12 protein-coding genes and 3 tRNA genes are annotated in these 14,278 nt (G+C 69.4%); 6 read left to right on the plus strand and 9 right to left on the minus strand.

All coding sequences use genetic code 11. The features are described 5' to 3' along the window. Positions 1 to 168: 168 nt before the first annotated feature. From ACIRA5_RS06740 to ACIRA5_RS06750, 3 genes are all read right to left on the minus strand, one after another. Positions 169 to 939 (minus strand): SDR family NAD(P)-dependent oxidoreductase, encoded by a 771-nt coding sequence (locus tag ACIRA5_RS06740; RefSeq protein ID WP_403688027.1) that lies wholly within the window; start codon positions 937 to 939, stop codon positions 169 to 171. A gap of 107 nt (positions 940 to 1,046) precedes the next feature. Then, on the minus strand, positions 1,047 to 1,457 hold the full coding sequence (locus tag ACIRA5_RS06745; protein WP_403688030.1) for a nuclear transport factor 2 family protein: 411 nt from the start codon (positions 1,455 to 1,457) through the stop codon (positions 1,047 to 1,049). Between the two features lie 227 nt (positions 1,458 to 1,684). Next, positions 1,685 to 2,317, minus strand: a complete 633-nt coding sequence (locus tag ACIRA5_RS06750) for an FMN-dependent NADH-azoreductase (RefSeq protein ID WP_403688033.1) — start codon at positions 2,315 to 2,317, stop codon at positions 1,685 to 1,687. Between the two features lie 191 nt (positions 2,318 to 2,508). Between ACIRA5_RS06750 and ACIRA5_RS06755 the strand changes: the two genes are divergently transcribed. Continuing rightward, positions 2,509 to 2,946, plus strand: coding sequence for a winged helix-turn-helix transcriptional regulator (locus ACIRA5_RS06755; protein WP_403688034.1), 438 nt, complete (start codon positions 2,509 to 2,511; stop codon positions 2,944 to 2,946). A gap of 314 nt (positions 2,947 to 3,260) precedes the next feature. Here ACIRA5_RS06755 and ACIRA5_RS06760 read toward each other — a convergent pair whose 3' ends face one another. After that, on the minus strand, positions 3,261 to 3,668 hold the full coding sequence (locus ACIRA5_RS06760) for a DUF3592 domain-containing protein (protein ID WP_403688036.1): 408 nt from the start codon (positions 3,666 to 3,668) through the stop codon (positions 3,261 to 3,263). A gap of 198 nt (positions 3,669 to 3,866) precedes the next feature. On the opposite strand from ACIRA5_RS06760, the gene ACIRA5_RS06765 reads away from it, so the two are divergent. Further along, positions 3,867 to 4,175, plus strand: a complete 309-nt coding sequence (locus ACIRA5_RS06765; protein WP_403688039.1) for a hypothetical protein — start codon at positions 3,867 to 3,869, stop codon at positions 4,173 to 4,175. A 126-nt stretch (positions 4,176 to 4,301) separates the two neighbouring features. On the opposite strand, the gene ACIRA5_RS06770 is transcribed toward ACIRA5_RS06765, so the two are convergent. The 3 genes from ACIRA5_RS06770 to ACIRA5_RS06780 form a co-directional block, all read right to left on the minus strand. Further along, positions 4,302 to 4,375 (minus strand) — tRNA-Ile (locus ACIRA5_RS06770). A 165-nt stretch (positions 4,376 to 4,540) separates the two neighbouring features. Continuing rightward, positions 4,541 to 4,613: transfer RNA gene (locus tag ACIRA5_RS06775), tRNA-Asn, on the minus strand. Between the two features lie 5 nt (positions 4,614 to 4,618). Then, positions 4,619 to 4,691: transfer RNA gene (locus tag ACIRA5_RS06780), tRNA-Asn, on the minus strand. 145 nt (positions 4,692 to 4,836) lie between these two features. Here ACIRA5_RS06780 and ACIRA5_RS06785 point away from each other — a divergent pair. From ACIRA5_RS06785 to ACIRA5_RS06800, 4 genes are all read left to right on the plus strand, one after another. Next, complete coding sequence (locus ACIRA5_RS06785) at positions 4,837 to 5,142, plus strand: hypothetical protein (RefSeq protein ID WP_054233549.1); 306 nt, start codon at positions 4,837 to 4,839, stop codon at positions 5,140 to 5,142. Between the two features lie 211 nt (positions 5,143 to 5,353). Beyond that, positions 5,354 to 6,808 carry an FGGY family carbohydrate kinase gene (locus ACIRA5_RS06790; protein ID WP_403688042.1) on the plus strand — a complete coding sequence of 485 codons (1,455 nt, stop codon included), beginning with the start codon at positions 5,354 to 5,356 and terminating at the stop codon, positions 6,806 to 6,808. A gap of 204 nt (positions 6,809 to 7,012) precedes the next feature. Next, a complete protein-coding gene (locus tag ACIRA5_RS06795) occupies positions 7,013 to 8,746 on the plus strand; it encodes an ABC transporter ATP-binding protein (protein ID WP_403688045.1) in 1,734 nt (577 codons plus the stop codon). Further along, the gene (locus tag ACIRA5_RS06800; RefSeq protein WP_403688048.1) at positions 8,746 to 10,674 is read left to right on the plus strand and encodes an ABC transporter ATP-binding protein; all 1,929 of its coding nucleotides are present in this window, start codon (positions 8,746 to 8,748) and stop codon (positions 10,672 to 10,674) included. Before ACIRA5_RS06795 ends, ACIRA5_RS06800 begins: the two co-directional genes overlap by 1 nt. Before the next feature lie 108 nt (positions 10,675 to 10,782). Here ACIRA5_RS06800 and ACIRA5_RS06805 read toward each other — a convergent pair whose 3' ends face one another. Both ACIRA5_RS06805 and dnaG read right to left on the minus strand, forming a co-directional pair. Then, positions 10,783 to 12,093: an RNA polymerase sigma factor gene (locus ACIRA5_RS06805; protein ID WP_403688051.1), complete on the minus strand. Its 1,311-nt coding sequence runs from the start codon at positions 12,091 to 12,093 to the stop codon at positions 10,783 to 10,785. A gap of 201 nt (positions 12,094 to 12,294) precedes the next feature. Then, positions 12,295 to 14,199 carry a DNA primase gene (gene dnaG, locus ACIRA5_RS06810; RefSeq protein ID WP_403688053.1) on the minus strand — a complete coding sequence of 635 codons (1,905 nt, stop codon included), beginning with the start codon at positions 14,197 to 14,199 and terminating at the stop codon, positions 12,295 to 12,297. Positions 14,200 to 14,278: the final 79 nt, after the last annotated feature.

The following is a 14,278-nucleotide window of genomic DNA, read 5'->3' on the forward strand; positions in this document are numbered from 1 at the left end:
CTCGCATCTCTCGACCGCGTGCGAGAGTGGCCGCATGGGCCGCACGGTGTCCCGTGGCGCCTTGAAAGGGCGGTAAGTGAGCTGATTTCCCTTCTCGCTCCTTCGCTTCGGGCAGCCAGATCGCGCCCGGTGGCGCGACATGAGCGAGCTGCGGGGTGCGCGGAACGACTACTCGCGCATGGTCAGGCCGCCGTCGACGGAGAGGATCTGGCCGGTGATCCAGCTGCCTTCGTCGGACAGGAGGAAGGCGAGCATGGAGGCGAGGTCGTCCGGCTGGCCGAGGCGAGGGAGGGCGGTGCCCTGCAGGAACTCCTCCGTGGCCTCGTCCGTCATCACCTTCGCGGCCGCTTCCGTCAGGACCGCGCCCGGGGCGACGGCGTTGGCGCGCACGTTCTGCTTGCCCCAGGTGCGAGCCGTGTGACGGGTCAGCGAGTGCAGCGCGTGCTTGGAGGCGCTGTAGGCGGTGGGGGCAGGGCCTCCCAGGAAGGGGCCGGCCGAGGAGACGTTGACGATCGAGCCGCCGCCGGCGGCGACGATGGCGGGCAGGCTTTCCCGGATGACGATGCCGGTGCCGATGAGGTTGGTCCGCATCACCTCGGTCCATACGTCGACGTCCAGCGTGTCTACGCCCAGGTCCCGGCTCATGAGATCCGGGCGGACCGCCGCGGCGACGTTGGCGACGCCGTCGAGCCGGCCGAACGATTGGGTGGCCTTGGCGACGAAGGACTCGATCGAGGCCTCGTCGCGCAGGTCGAACTGGGCGGTCAGCAGATTGTCCGCCAGCGCCCCGGCCTGGTCGCGGGTCTGCGCGAGGCCCTCGGCGCGGGTGCCCCCGGCCACGACCTGTGCCCCCTCGGACAGCAGACGCAGTACGGTGGCCGCCCCTATTCCGGATCCGCCGCCGGTCACGATGAAGGTCTTGCCCTTCAGCCCTTCCATTTTCTTCTCCTTGGTCATGAAGGCCGCCTGGGGCGATCCGTTCGGTCCATTGCCTTCTCCGTGAGCGGTTCGGCCCGGCGGATCAGTCCGCCGGGCGGGACCGCTCACTAGCGGTTGTGTGCGCTGTTCAGCGGGACCGCCTGGGTGTCGTGGTAGTAGAGCCGCGCCTCGGCGACCTTGCCGTCGCGCACGATCAGCTCCTCGGCCACGACCACGTTCTCGCCGGTCCTGAGGTCGGGGAAACGGAGCAGTCCGATGGCGGTGTCGCCGTCGACCACGATCCGCTCGACCGTCATCTTCATGACGTTCAGATGCTCGGAGATCGACCCGGTGAGCGCCGCGACACCGGCGAGCGTGCGGTGTTCCCCGCCCCAGGGCAGGTACGGCGGCTGGCGCACGACCAGGTCGTCGGCGAACAGCTCGCCGAGCGTGGTCGGTTCGCCCGACAGGAGCGCGTCGTACACGGCCTGAACGAGCGTGCGGGTCGCCCCGGTCTCCTCGGCCAGGGTCTTTGTCATGAGAATTCCTCCTTGACGGTGCTGGATGGTGCTGGATGGTGAAGGCTGCGTGAGTCCGTTCGGCATGTGACGGCGATGCGCGGCCGCTGTCAGGCCGCGGGTGTATTCCGCCAATGGATCCGCCAATGGACCCGATATTCGTGACTGCCCGTGGGGCATCGCTCTTCGGGGCGTCGCGCATCGTGGCGCTGCGCGAGCCCGGATCAGGGCCTGTCGGTCCTGGTGGCCTAGGCCACCGGGGACAGGTCCGCGGCGTAGCGGTGGGCCAGGTCGTGGGCCTCGGCGAGGGAGGTCTCGTGGAGCGGGACCAGGTGCTTCAGCGGCTCCATGACGAGCGCGTACGTCAGCTCGGGAGTGATGGTGCGGACGTCGAGGTCCAGCGCGTCGCCGAGGATGGTCTCCAGGGCGGGAACGACGAAGTCCTTGCCGTACTGCGGGCTGCCGGGACCGTAACCGCCGCCGCGGGCGGAGACGAGGACGGCCGGGCGGCCGGAGACGGGGCCGGCGTCGCCCGTTCCGAAGGTCCTCCCGACGATCATGATGTGGTCGAGCCATGCCTTGAACACCGAGGGCATCGAGTAGTTGTACATCGGGACCGCGAACAGGTAGGCGCTCGCGCCCAGGAACTCCTCGACGAGTTCGTCCTGCAGTGCCGCTGCCGCACGCTGCTCGGGGGTCTGCTGGTCGGCAGGGGTCGTACGGGCGGTGATGCCGGCAGCGTCCAGGTGGCCGAGCGGGTTGAGGGCGAGGTCGCGGGTGACGACGTCTCCGCTCCAGTCCTTGGCGAAGGAGTCGGCGACCTGCCGGGAGTACGAGGCGTCGCCGGAGGCGGAGGAGTCGATACGGAGAAGGTAAGTCATGGTCGCGCTCTCTGCGTCGGGGGATCTCGGATCTCGGGGATCTCCGAAATCTCAGGGTTCGGGACGGTTCGGGAGGCGTGCGTGTGGCGACGCCTCCACGTCCTCACTTTTTGTTCGTAGCCCCACCGTCATTAGTTTTGAAAGCGTTACAAAAGGCACACTCATGTGTGCGGTGAGGAGTGGCGGCAGTCATGAGCTCGGGCAAGATCGGAGCGGCGCGTGCCGACGTACTGCGAGATGTGCGGCGCAAGCCGGGCCCGTGCGCGCAGTGGGACAGCGAGGAGACGAACTTCATCCGCGAGATCCTCGACCTGGTCGGCGACAAGTGGAGCGTGCTGATCATCGGCACGCTCGCCGAAGGCCCGCTCCGCTACTCCGACCTCGCGGACGCGATCCCCGGCATCTCCCAGCGCATGCTCACCCTCACCCTCAAGCACCTCCAGCGCGCCGGGCTCGTGAACCGCACCGCCTACGCGGAAGTCCCGCCCCGCGTCGAGTACTCCCTGACGGACCTGGGCACCTCACTCCTTTCCACCGTCCTGGACCTGGCCGCGTGGTCCGCCAACCACCACGACGAAATCCGCGACCGCCAGCGCGCATTCGACGCCGAGGCGACACCAAGGAAGTGACCGTTCCGGGCCGACGCCTTCAGAGACCGTGAGCGACCGCCAGTCCCGCAAGAACGGCTTCTGACGAACGCTGGGCCCTGATCGAGCACGCGTTCGCCACCTGGAAGGCCCAACACCGCCCCGTCAGCGGCCACCAGGGCGGATGCAGGGTCGTGCGAAGCCGCCGCGGTGATCACACAGGCCGAGCCGAACGGGTTCTGGAGGGGCAAGAGAGCGTTCGTCTCTCACGGCACGGCACGGCACGGCACGGCACGGTCACCGTCGCCGCGATCCGGCCGTGGATCCGTCAGTGAGAACGAGGAGGGGGAACAAACTCAGCTGGTGAGCACGACCCACACCGCGGCGCCGAGGAAGAGCACGCTTCCGGTAAGCAGGCTGATGACCGTGGGTCGGAGGTGCTTCCGGGTGAACACCCTTGCATTCTCGGGGCGTTCGGGCAGATAGACGACCGGCACATGGGTTCCAAGGTCCATCCCCATCCGCTTCCCCGTCGCCACGGGCGTGAACCTGACGGGTCGGCTCTGCCGGTCGGTGAACTCGATGACGGGCGTCAAATCAAATTCGTCCGACGGCGCCAGATACTGGTCCACCACCACCCCCTCGGCGTGTACGCCGTACCGACGCAGCCGCGCTTGCAGCCGCGCCTCCCGCACACCGCCCCACAGACACAGCAGGCCCGCCAACACGGCCAGTACGAAACCGACCACTTCACCTGCCGTCATCTGTCCCCTTGCTCTCCCTCGCCCAGCTCCACCCGGCACGGGCCGCACACCAGGATGACGCGGCACCCGGTCCGATGGTTCATGAAGGTGCGCGGGCACACCGGCGCCTCGGGCTGACGCGGCCGTGGCCGGGGGGGGTGCCCACGAAGGGCCGGTAGCTACGCACATGCCGCTCGGCACACCGGAGGCGCCTGGGATGTGCGCCCGAAGGTCCGACACGACGGCGAAGTCCTCCGCGAGATCCGGACTGTTGGCAAGAGCCAGGAGCAGACCGTCGACGCCGCCACCAAGTGGATCCGGAAGTACTGCGTCGGCTTCGACTACGAGATCTTGCGTACCGAGAACCTGACCGATCGTTACTCGGAAGACCGGCGTTCTCACTTCGCACTTCTGCGCTGCTTCATCGCCCGGCCCGAGGGGCAGGCAGCCGACACCTTCATCCTGCCTCAACAGCCGCCACCGACCGACGGCGTTGACCCGGACGAGGGATTGCGTCCCGCCGTGTGACCTGCGTCCCGAATTTGTCCTGCCGGTCGTGACAGCATGACCACCAAGGGCCGCCAAGACCCTCACGGGTTCGTCTCCGACCAGCGAAGGTACTGGTCAGATCGATTCTGCCCGCGTAGCGCGGAGTGGGGCGGGTGGGACTCGAACCCACGGCCGACGGATTATGAGTCCGCTGCTCTAACCGGCTGAGCTACCGCCCCTTACGGCGCGTCGCGCACATTTGTGCGCGCCGTCTGCCGCAGCATAGCCGCTCATACGATCTCCTGCTTCGGATGGTCGGCAACGCATGACCATGAGGACTTCGGCATGGCCTGCGCGGTTCCGCCGGACATGAAAAAGGACCCCTGAGGGGTCCTCTTCCGTTGCTCTCCCGACTGGACTCGAACCAGTAACCTGCCGGTTAACAGCCGGCTGCTCTGCCAATTGAGCTACAGGAGATCGAGCTCCCCCGACTGGACTCGAACCAGTAACCTGCCGGTTAACAGCCGGCTGCTCTGCCAATTGAGCTACGGAGGATTGCCTCGTTGCATCGAACGCACCTACCCGGGTATTCGCCAGGGGGCGTGTGCTCGCTGCGACACATACATTAGCGCAAGCAGGGGGGTGCTCCGCCAATCGGTTCCCCCCGCACCGATGCCGACGCAAGGGAAGGGTGGCCGCCATGCGCTACCGGCTCACATTCGTCGCCGGACTGGCTCTGGGTTACGTGCTCGGCACGCGCGCCGGGCGCGAGCGCTACGAGCAGCTGAAGAAGTCCGCGCGCCAGGTCGCGCAGAACCCCGCGGTGCGCAACACCGCCGAGACCGCCGCCCAGCAGGGGCGCGAGATCGCGGGCAAGGCGTTCCACACGGTCGGCGAGAAGGTGGGCGACCACGTCCCCGACTCGGTCACCGCCCGCGTCCGCTCGCTGCGCGAACGCAACACCAACGGCACTCGCGAGGACGACTGGGGCACCAGCAACACCTAGGGCCCCGCGAGAGGCGCGGGGAACCACCCGATCAGCCCCCACCGGCCGAAAGCCGAACGACTACGGCAGGCAGGGCGAGGGGATCCCTGACGGGGTCGGTGAACGCGCCACCCCGTCCGACCTGCGCCCCGGCCCGGCGGACACCCCGTGAGCCGGTCACTACCACCCGGCTCGGCGCGCCCATCCCCCGCCGTACGGCAGAATTTCCGCCATGGGGATAGTCGCCGGGTTGGACAGTTCGCCCGATTTCACTCGTATCGTCGTCTGCGACACGGACACGGGAGCCGTGCTCAGGCAGGGATATGCCCCGCATCCGGTGGAAACCACCGAGGGCGGCGGCCGTCCTTCCGATGTCGATCCGCAGGCCTGGCTGCTGTCCCTGGGCGAGGCGGCCGGCGGCGGGCTCCTCGAAGGCGTGCAGGCCATCGGCGTCTCCGCGCAGCAGAACGCGCTCGTTCCGCTGGACACGCAGGGCAACACGGTGCGGCCGGCCATGGTCGGCGGTGACAAGCGCGCACAGGTCGCCGCAGCCGATCTCGTCGACGCGCTCGGCGGGCGCGAGGCATGGGCGCAGGCCGTGGGCCACGTGCCGCAGGCCGCCCAGCCGGTGACCAAGCTGCGCTGGCTGAACAAGACCGAGCCCGACGCCGCGCTGCGCACCGCCGTGCTGTTGCAGGCGCACGACTGGCTGGTGTGGCAGTTGCTCGGGCGGCCGATGCGGCGGACCACCGACCGGGGCGGGGCCTCCGGGACCGGCTACTGGTCGGCGGCGACCGGCGGCTACCGGCCGGATCTCGTCGAACTCGCGCTCGGCCACCAGGCCACGCTGCCCGACGTGCTGGGCCCGTCCGAGGCGGCGGGGACGACACCCGAGGGACTGCTGATCTCCGCGGGCACCGGGGAGACCATGGCGGCGGCCTTCGGGCTCGGTATCGGGCTCGGGGACGCGGTCGTGTCCCTCGGCGCCTCCGGGTCCGTGATGGCCGTACACCCCGAGGCGCTGGTCGACTCCTCCGGGATGATCACCTCACTGGCGGACGCGACCGGCATGCATCTGCCGGTGGTGACCACCCTCAACGCCGTACGGACCCTGCGCGGCGCCGTCGAACTGCTCGGCCTGTCCGACCTGGAGAGCCTGTCCGAGCTGGCGATGAAGTCCACGCCGGGCTCCCACGGGCTGGTCCTGCTGCCGTACCTGGAGGGCGAGCGGACCCCGAACCTGCCGCACACCGCCGGGACGCTCGCGGGACTGCGGCGCGAGTCGATGCGGCCCGAACACCTGGCGCGGGCCGCCTTCGAGGGCATGCTGTGCGGGCTCGCGGACGCGCTCGACGTGCTGCGCGGGCGCGGCGTGGACGTACGGCGGGTGTTCCTGCTCGGGGCGGCCGCCGAGCTGCCGGCCGTACAGGCCGCGGCGCCCGCGCTGTTCGGCGCGCAGGTCGTCGTCCCCCAGCCGGCGGACTACGCGGCGCTGGGCGCGGCCCGTCAGGCGGCCTGGGCCCTCGGCGTCTCGCAGGGCACGCTCGATCCCCAGCTGCCACCCGTCTGGCAGGGTGCGGTCGCCCAGATTCTGGAGCCCGGTGAGGAACTGGCCGTGGGTCAGGCCGTACGGCAGCAGTACGTGTCCGTACGGGAACAGACGCATCCTGGGGCGTTCCGGGCATAGGGGGCGCGGAGGAGGTGCGGACGGGTGTTCCGGTGGGCGCAGAGGCCGACAAGGACCCTATGACGTACGTCTCAAGGTCCGGTTCCGGTCCGCTCTTGGTCCGCTCTTGGATTAATCGGTTGAGGTAACACGGGTGGAGTGTTCGACGATAGGGGGTGGTGCACCACCGACCGCACTGCCGTCGACGACTCCGAGAGAAGCCGCGTGCTCATACGACTGCTTCGGACCTACCTCAGTCCGTACAAGAAACCCATCGCTCTCCTCGTGCTGCTGCAGTTCCTGCAGACCTGCGCGACCCTGTACCTGCCGACCCTGAACGCACACATCATCGACAACGGTGTCGTCAAGGGGGACACGGGTTACATCCTGTCCTTCGGTGCCCTGATGATCGGGATCTCGCTGGTCCAGGTCTTCTGCAACATCGGCGCCGTCTACTACGGCGCCCGTACGGCGTCCTCCGTCGGCCGGGACATCCGGGCCGCCGTCTTCGACCGGGTGCAGTCCTTCTCCGCACGCGAGGTGGGCCACTTCGGGGCCCCCTCCCTGATCACCCGCACCACCAATGACGTCCAGCAGGTGCAGATGCTCACCCTGATGACGTTCACCCTGCTGGTGTCGGCGCCGATCATGTGTGTGGGCGGCATCGTGCTGGCCCTCGGCCTGGACGTGCCGCTCTCCGCGGTGCTGGTCGCCGTGGTGCCGGTGCTCGGCATCGGAGTGACCCTGATCGTGCGCCGGCTGCGCCCGCTGTTCAGGACCATGCAGGTGCGCCTGGACACCGTGAACCGGGTGCTGCGCGAGCAGATCACCGGTAACCGCGTCATCCGCGCCTTCGTCCGCGACGACTACGAGAAGGACCGCTTCGAGTCCGCGAACGCCCAGCTGACCGAGGTGTCCCTCGGAACCGGCCGGATGCTCGCCCTGATGTTCCCGATGGTCATGACCGTCGTGAACCTCTCGTCGATCGCCGTGGTCTGGTTCGGCGCCCACCGCATCGCCAGCGGCGGCATGCAGATCGGCGACCTGACCGCGTTCCTCGCCTACCTCATGCAGATCGTGATGTCCGTGATGATGGCCACCTTCATGTTCATGATGGTGCCGCGCGCGGAGGTCTGTGCCGAGCGCATCGAAGAGGTCCTGGACACCTCGTCGAGCGTCGTGCCGCCGAGCGCGCCCGTCGTGGAGCTGCGGCGCCACGGCCACCTGGAGATCCGCGGCGCCGGGTTCCGCTACCCGGGCGCCGAGGAGCCCGTCCTGAAGTCCATCGAACTGGTGGCGCGGCCGGGTGAGACGACCGCCGTGATCGGGTCGACGGGCAGCGGCAAGTCGACGCTGCTCGGTCTCGTGCCCCGGCTCTTCGACGCCACCGACGGAGAAGTCCTCGTCGACGGCGTGGACGTGTCGACCGTCGAGCCGACGCTGCTCGCCAGGACGGTCGGGCTCGTCCCCCAGAAGCCGTACCTCTTCGCGGGGACGGTCGCCACCAACCTCCGGTACGGCAATCCGGACGCGACCGACGAGGAACTGTGGCACGCGCTGGAGGTGGCGCAGGCCAAGGGCTTCGTGGAGCGGCTGGAGAACGGCCTGGACTCGCCGATCGCACAGGGCGGCACCAACGTCTCCGGCGGTCAGCGCCAGCGTCTCGCCATCGCCCGCACCCTCGTCCAGCGCCCCGAGATCTACCTCTTCGACGACTCCTTCTCCGCGCTCGACTACGCGACCGACGCGGCGCTGCGCGCGGCGCTCTCCCAGGAGACCGCCGAGGCGACCGTGGTGATCGTCGCCCAGCGGGTGTCGACCATTCGGGACGCGGACCGGATCGTGGTCCTCGACGAGGGCCGGGTGGTGGGCACGGGGCGTCACCACGAGCTCATGGCCGACAACGAGACCTATCGGGAGATCGTTCTCTCCCAGCTGACGGAAGCGGAGGCCGCCTGATGGCCGGGCCCATGGGACGCATGATGGCCGGGGGCGGCCCCGATCAGCGCTCGATGGATTTCAAGGTGTCCGGGAAGAGGCTCCTGGCCCAGTTCAAACCCGAACGCGTCACCATGTACGGGATGCTGGTCGCCGTCGTCCTGAGCGTGGGGCTCTCGGTGGTCGGACCGAAGATCCTCGGCAAGGCCACCGACCTGGTCTTCTCGGGCATCATCGGGCGGCAGATGCCGGCCGGCGCCACCAAGGCCGAGGTCCTCGCCTCCATGCGGCGGCGCGGTGAGGGCGGCATGGCCGACATGCTCGCCGGGACGGACTTCACCCCCGGCAAGGGCATCGACTTCGATGCCGTCGGAAACGTACTGCTGCTCGCGCTCTGTACGTTCCTGCTGGCCGGCCTGCTGATGGCGGTGGCGACGCGCCTGGTGAACCGGGCCGTCAACAAGACCGTCTACCACATGCGCGAGGACCTGCAGGCGAAGCTCTCGCGGCTACCGCTGTCGTACTTCGACAAGCGCCAGCGCGGTGAGGTGCTCAGCCGCGCCACGAACGACATCGACAACATCCAGCAGACCCTGCAGCAGTCGATGGGCCAGCTGGTGAACTCCCTGCTGACCATCATCGGCGTGCTCGCGATGATGTTCTGGGTGTCGTGGCTGCTCGCGCTGGTCGCGCTCGTCACGGTCCCGCTCTCCTTCTTCGTCGCCACGCGCATCGGCAAGCGCTCCCAGCCGCACTTCGTGCAGCAGTGGCGCACCACCGGCAAGCTCAACGCCCACATCGAGGAGATGTACACCGGGCACACGCTGGTGAAGGTGTTCGGGCGGCAGGAGGAGTCGGCGGCGCAGTTCGCCGAGCAGAACGAGAAGTTGTACGAGGCCGGGTTCAAGGCGCAGTTCAACAGCGGGGTCATGCAGCCGCTAATGATGTTCGTGTCGAACCTGAACTACGTACTGGTGGCGGTGGTCGGCGGTCTGCGCGTCGCGTCCGGCTCGCTGTCGATCGGCGACGTCCAGGCCTTCATCCAGTACTCCCGCCAGTTCTCGATGCCGCTGACGCAGGTCGCCTCGATGGCGAACCTCGTGCAGTCCGGTGTCGCGTCGGCGGAGCGCATCTTCGAACTCCTCGACGCGGAGGAGCAGGAGGCCGACCCGGTGCCGGCGGCGCGCCCCGACGAGCTGCGCGGGCGGGTGGCGCTGGAGAACGTGTCCTTCCGCTACGACCCCGAGACGCCGCTCATCGAGGACCTGTCGCTGAAGGTGGAGCCGGGCCACACGGTGGCGATCGTCGGCCCGACCGGTGCCGGCAAGACCACGCTGGTGAACCTCCTGATGCGGTTCTACGACGTCACCGGCGGCCGGATCACCCTCGACGGGGTCGACATCGCGTCCATGTCCCGGGACGAACTCCGGGCCGGGATCGGGATGGTGCTCCAGGACACCTGGCTGTTCGGCGGCACGATCGCGGAGAACATCGCGTACGGGGCCTCGCGTGAGGTCACCCGCGGGGAGATCGAGGAGGCGGCGCGGGCCGCGCACGCGGACCGTTTCATCCGTACGCTCCCCGAGGGCTACGACACCGTCATCGACGACGAGGGGACGGGGGTCAGCGCGGGCGAGAAGCAGCTGATCACCATCGCGCGGGCGTTCCTGTCCGACCCGGTGATCCTCGTCCTCGACGAGGCGACCAGTTCCGTCGACACCCGTACGGAGGTGCTGATCCAGAAGGCGATGGCGAAGCTCGCGCACGGGCGGACGTCGTTCGTGATCGCCCACCGGCTCTCCACGATCCGGGACGCGGACACCATCCTCGTGATGGAGAACGGGTCGATCGTCGAGCAGGGCGCGCATGCGGAGCTGTTGGCGGCGAACGGGGCGTACGCGCGCCTGTACAAGGCGCAGTTCGCCCAGGCGGTGGCCGAGGTCGACTAGGGGCTGAGGATGGGTAGGGGTGCGGGGAGGTGTTTCCTCGCCCCCGCCGCCCCTACCCGTCCCGTCCTTGGAGGCTCCGCCCCGCTGTGGACCACCCCGCGGCCCGGGTCAGTCCAGGTAGCCGCGGAGTTGGTCCGCGAAGGCGTGGTCCCTCAGTTTGTTGAGGGTCTTGGACTCGATCTGGCGGATGCGTTCGCGGGTGACGCCGAAGATGCGGCCGATCTCCTCGAGCGTGCGGGGGCGGCCGTCGGCGAGCCCGTACCGGAGCTGGACGACCTTGCGTTCACGCTCGCCGAGCGTGGACAGCACCGCTTCCAGGTGTTCCCGCAGGAGCAGGAAGGCCGCGGACTCCACCGGAGAGGTGGCATCCCCGTCCTCGATCAGGTCGCCGAGCGCGACGTCGTCCTCCTCCCCCACCGGCGCGTGCAACGACACCGGCTCCTGGGCAAGACGCAACACCTCACTCACCCGCTCACCGGGAAGGTCGAGGTGCGCGGCGACCTCGTCCGGCGTCGGTTCGTAGCCGCGCTCCTGCAGCATCCGCCGCTGGACCCGCACGACCCGGTTGATCAACTCGACCACGTGGACGGGGACCCGGATCGTACGGGCCTGATCCGCGAGCGCCCGTGACATGGCCTGCCGGATCCACCAGGTCGCGTACGTCGAGAACTTGTACCCACGGGCGTAGTCGAACTTCTCCACCGCCCTGATCAGACCGAGGTTCCCCTCCTGGACCAGGTCGAGCATGGTGAGCCCGCGGCCCACATAGCGTTTCGCGACCGAGACGACGAGGCGCAGGTTCGCCTCGATGAGGCGGCGCTTGGCCATGCGGCCCATGACGACGAGTTTGTCGAGGTCGAGGGCGAGCTGGCTGTCCAGGTCGGGGGCGAGGCGGAGCTTCTCCTCGGCGAAGAGTCCGGCCTCGACGCGACGGGCGAGTTCGACCTCCTCCGCCGCGGTGAGCAGCGGAATGCGGCCGATCTCGCGCAGGTACTGGCGGAACAGGTCCGAGGAGGGGCCTCCGGTGTCCGTGCCGCGTCCCCGGGGCAGTGCGACGGGCTCCGGGGCCTCGGCCTCGGTTTCGACCTCCACGGGCTCGGCCTCGGCCTCGACGGCGTCCGCCGCCGGACCGTCCGGCTCCGTCTCGGGGTGGTGCGCGGCACCCCGCTGCGGGGGCACCGCCGTGACGACGTCGGGCTCGGCGTCCGTATCCGCGTCCGTGAGGTTGTCGGTCTGTGTGAGGGTCTGGGTCTGCACGGGGGCGACCTCCAGGAATGTCGCTGCTGAGGCGTGCGGCAGCGGTACGTCGGGGATGGGGTCGACGGCCTCGCCGCTGTCCATCCCGTAGTCGTTTGGCGGAACCGCGGGAATCGGAAACCCGTCGCGTGCGGGTCGGCCGCGCTCCGAGGACTCAGGCACCGGAACCCAGTGTGGAGTACGACACATCGCCGCCACGAGGGGCGTGCGGTGACTTTTTGCGTCCGGTCCGTGACCCGGTGGTTACCGTGCCCTCCGAGTGCGCAGCTCAGCGCGCGCGAAACCGATTGAACGGCGTACGGGATTGGCATGTGCGCCGGGCCCATCCGGGCAGCCCGGCCCTCGGACCGGGCAGGGGCGGCCTCAGAGCGCCTCCGCGCCCCGCTCGCGCAGCGCCTGTCCGTACTGCTGGAGCACCCACAACTCGTTCTGCACGGCCGCCAGCTGGGCCGGGTCGCCGTGGGCGCTGGCGCGGGACAGGGCGCCCTGGACGTCCACGATGCGGCGCTCGACGGCGCGGCGGCGGACCATGACGAGCTGGTCGCCCGCGTAGGTCTCGTCGACGGTCTTGCGCATGATCGCCTCGACGGCCAGCTCGGTGACCATGGAGCGGACCACGTCGTCCGGAGCGGCCTCGCGGACCCGGACCAGGTACTCCTGTGGGTCCTGCGTGCCGTACTCGGCGCCGCCCGACTCCATGATCGCCAGGCGTACGGCTGCGTAGGGCGCGGCGGTGAACTCGTCGATCCCGTAGGCGTCGAAGGCCGGGGAGACCAGCTCGGGCCGCTGGAGGGCGAGCTTGAGCAGCTCGCGCTCGGTGGCGTAGACGGGATTGCGGAGGACGAGCGCCGGGCCGCCCGCGGGCGTCCGGACGGCGGCGTACGCCTGCTGGGGGCGCTGGCCGCCCGCGGGGGCCGGGCCCTTGCCGCCGCGGTCGCGGGCCCAACGGGCCAGCTGGGCCACCCGCTTGACCACGAACTGGGTGTCCAGGATGCCGAGCATGCCGGCGAGCTGCACGGCGACCTCGTGCTGGGCGCCGCTGTTCTTGATGCGGGCGACGATGGGCGCCGCCTCGTCCAGGGCCGCCGCGCGTCCCGCCGGGGTCTCCAGGTCGTAGCGCAGGATGATCTGGCGCAGGGCGAACTCGAAGAGGGGCGTGCGGGGTTCGACGAGGTCGGCGACCGCCTCGTCGCCCTTGGCGAGGCGCAGGTCGCAGGGGTCCATGCCGTCCGGCGCGATGGCGATGTACGTCTCGGCGGCGAACTTCTGGTCGTCCTCGAAGGCGCGCAGGGCGGCCTTCTGGCCCGCCGAGTCGCCGTCGAAGGTGAAGATCACACGGGCCGAGCCGTTGTCCATCAGGAGGCGTCTGAGGATCTTGATGTGGTCGCCGCCGAACGCCGTGCCGCAGGTCGCGATCGCGGTGGTGATGCCGGCCAGGTGGCAGGCCATGACGTCGGTGTAGCCCTCGACGACGACCGCGCGGCTGGCCTTGGCGATGTCCTTCTTGGCGAGGTCGATGCCGTAGAGGACCTGGGACTTCCGGTAGATCGCGGTGTCGGGCGTGTTCAGGTACTTCGGGCCGTTGTCCGCCTCGTACAGCTTGCGCGCGCCGAAGCCGACGACCTCGCCGCCGATGTCGCGGATCGGCCACATCAGGCGCCCGCGGAAGCGGTCGATGGGGCCCCGGCGGCCCTCCTGGGAGAGGCCGGAGAGGAGCAGCTCCTTGTCGGTGAAGCCCTTGCCGCGCAGGTGGCGGGTGAGGTGGTCCCAGCCCTGGGGGCTGTAGCCGACGCCGAAGTGCGCGGCGGCGGCCTGGTCGAAACCGCGCTCGGCGAGGAACTTGCGGCCCGCGTCGGCCTCGGGGCTGGTGTCGAGCTGCTCCACGTAGTACTGAGCGGCGATCTTGTGCGCCTCGACCAGGCGGATCCGCTCGCCGCGCTGGTGGGCGGGGTTGTACCCGCCCTCCTCGTAGCGCAGGGTGATGCCGGCCTGCCCGGCGAGGCGCTCGACGGCCTCGGAGAAGGTGAGGTGGTCGACCTTCATCACGAACGTGATGGTGTCGCCGCCCTCCTGGCAGCCGAAGCAGTGGAAGAGACCCTTGCTCGGGCTGACCTGGAAGGACGGGGACTTCTCGTCGTGGAAGGGGCACAGACCCTTGAGGTTTCCGCCGCCCGCGTTGCGCAGCTGGAGGTACTCGGACACGACGGCGTCGATCGGGACCGCGTCCCGAACCGCCTTCACGTCCTCGTCGTTGATCCTTCCAGCCACGAGGTGATTCTACGGGGCCGGACTGACACTCCTGGGGCGAGGCGAACGCCCCCGGCCGGGGGGCCGGGGGTAGCCCCCC

The organism is Streptomyces sp. NPDC096311, assembly GCF_044763085.1.
In the GTDB taxonomy this organism is placed as follows: Bacteria; Actinomycetota; Actinomycetes; order Streptomycetales; family Streptomycetaceae; genus Streptomyces.

What these genes read in the sequence shown, in the direction of transcription:
- ACIRA5_RS06740 (WP_403688027.1), bottom strand. Translation starts at nt 939, where the DNA reads ATGGAAGGGCTGAAGGGCAAGACCTTCATCGTGACCGGCGGCGGATCC.
- ACIRA5_RS06745 (WP_403688030.1), bottom strand. Translation starts at nt 1,457, where the DNA reads ATGACAAAGACCCTGGCCGAGGAGACCGGGGCGACCCGCACGCTCGTT.
- ACIRA5_RS06750 (WP_403688033.1), bottom strand. Translation starts at nt 2,317, where the DNA reads ATGACTTACCTTCTCCGTATCGACTCCTCCGCCTCCGGCGACGCCTCG.
- ACIRA5_RS06755 (WP_403688034.1), top strand. Translation starts at nt 2,509, where the DNA reads ATGAGCTCGGGCAAGATCGGAGCGGCGCGTGCCGACGTACTGCGAGAT.
- ACIRA5_RS06760 (WP_403688036.1), bottom strand. Translation starts at nt 3,668, where the DNA reads ATGACGGCAGGTGAAGTGGTCGGTTTCGTACTGGCCGTGTTGGCGGGC.
- ACIRA5_RS06785 (WP_054233549.1), top strand. Translation starts at nt 4,837, where the DNA reads ATGCGCTACCGGCTCACATTCGTCGCCGGACTGGCTCTGGGTTACGTG.
- ACIRA5_RS06790 (WP_403688042.1), top strand. Translation starts at nt 5,354, where the DNA reads ATGGGGATAGTCGCCGGGTTGGACAGTTCGCCCGATTTCACTCGTATC.
- ACIRA5_RS06800 (WP_403688048.1), top strand. Translation starts at nt 8,746, where the DNA reads ATGGCCGGGCCCATGGGACGCATGATGGCCGGGGGCGGCCCCGATCAG.